At 73.0% G+C, this 1,605-nt stretch carries 1 protein-coding gene; it reads left to right on the top strand.

From position 1 onward, the window contains the following. The coding region (locus ITI46_RS34370) for an aspartate aminotransferase family protein (RefSeq protein WP_247747030.1) at window positions 1–1,605 on the top strand (1,605 nt) is incomplete at both ends.

The raw sequence follows: 1,605 nt of genomic DNA, 5'->3' as shown, positions 1-1,605 counted from the left end.
CCGAACCCCCCGCCCCGGCCCCCGCGCAGCACGGCCCGCACGTCACCGTCGACCCCGGCTCCGGGATGAGCGGCACGGCAGCGGGCGAGCGGCAGCGTGCGCACACCCGCGAGCTGGCGCGCAGGCTGAATGAGCGCACCCCCACGTCCAAGGAGCTGGCGCAGCGGCACCGCCGGGTACTGGCCGACAGCCGTGCGGTGGTCGGGTTCCGCGGCGCCACCAAGGAGATGCTCTATCCGCTGGCGGCCCGCGAGGCGCACGGCTCCCGGATGACGGACGTCGACGGCAACGCGTACATCGATCTGACGATGGGGTTCGGCGCGCTGCTGCTCGGCCACGAGCCGGAGCCGGTGCGGGAGGCCGTACAGCGGCACCTCGCGCACGGGTTACGGCTCGGCCCGCGGGAGGCCGTCACCGGCGAGGTGGCCGAGCTGCTGGCCGAGACGACGGGGGCGGAGCGGGTGGCGTTCGCGACCACCGGCACCGAGGCCAACTCGGCGGCCGTCCGGCTCGCGCGCGCCGCGACAGGACGCAGCCGTATCGTGATGTTCCGCGGGTCGTACCACGGCCACATCGACAGCGTGCTGGGCCGTCCTGGCGGCCGCGACGGCACTGCCGTTCCCGTCTCCAAGGGCATTCCCGACAGCGCCGTGAGCGAGCTGACCGTGCTGGAGTACGGCAGCCAGGAGGCGCTGGACGCCATCGACCAGCTCGGCGACACACTCGCGGCCGTCCTGGTCGAGCCCGTGCAGTGCCGCAATCCCGGGCTGCGTCCGGCCGCGTTCCTGCGCGCGCTGCGGGAGATCACCCGCAAGCACGGCACCGTGCTGCTGTTCGACGAAATGCTCACCGGGCTGCGCGCCCATCCGCGCGGCGCCCAGCACCACTTCGGAGTCGAGCCCGATCTGGCCACCTACGGCAAGGCACTCGGCTCCGGCTTCCCCATCGGCGCGATCGCCGGCCGGGCCGACCTCATGGACGGGGTCGACGGCGGATTCTGGCAGTACGGGGACGACAGCCGGCCGCCGCGCGAGACGACGTTCTTCGGCGGCACCTATATGCAGCACCCGCTGTCGATGGTGGCGGCACACGCCGTGCTCAGCCATCTGAAGGAGGCGGGCCCCGGGCTCCAGGAACAGCTCAACCAGCGCACCGACCGGTTCGCGCGGGAGCTCAACACCATGCTGGAACGGGACGAGTTCCCCCTCCAGGTCGTCAACTTCGGGTCGATGTTCCGCTTCCGGCACCGCGCCGAGATGGAGCTGCTGTACCCGCACCTGCTGCTGCGCGGTGTCTACGTGTGGGAGTGGCGCAGCTGCTATCTGTCCACCGCGCACACCGACGAAGACCTGCACCAGGCGCAGGAAGCGGTGAGCGGCGCGCTGCGCGAACTGCGGGACTCGGGGTGGTATCCGCGCAGCCGTACACGGGCCGGCGCCGCTGCCCGCCCGGCGCCCGCTCCCAAGTCCTCGGCGCCGGAGCCGATGCCGCCCGGGGAGCGGCCGGTGCCGGACTTCAGCATCTCGTTCTTCGGCGACTATCCGGAGCGGTCCGGCGCGGCGCGGCCGGACGGGGATCGGGACGTGGAGGGGGAAGGGGCCGGGG

It is taken from the genome of Streptomyces oryzae (genome assembly GCF_017676365.1).
Lineage (GTDB): Bacteria > Actinomycetota > Actinomycetes > Streptomycetales > Streptomycetaceae > Streptomyces > Streptomyces oryzae.
Note: the sequence above shows the minus strand (reverse complement) of the source record. Positions and strands in the feature narration are given on the sequence as shown.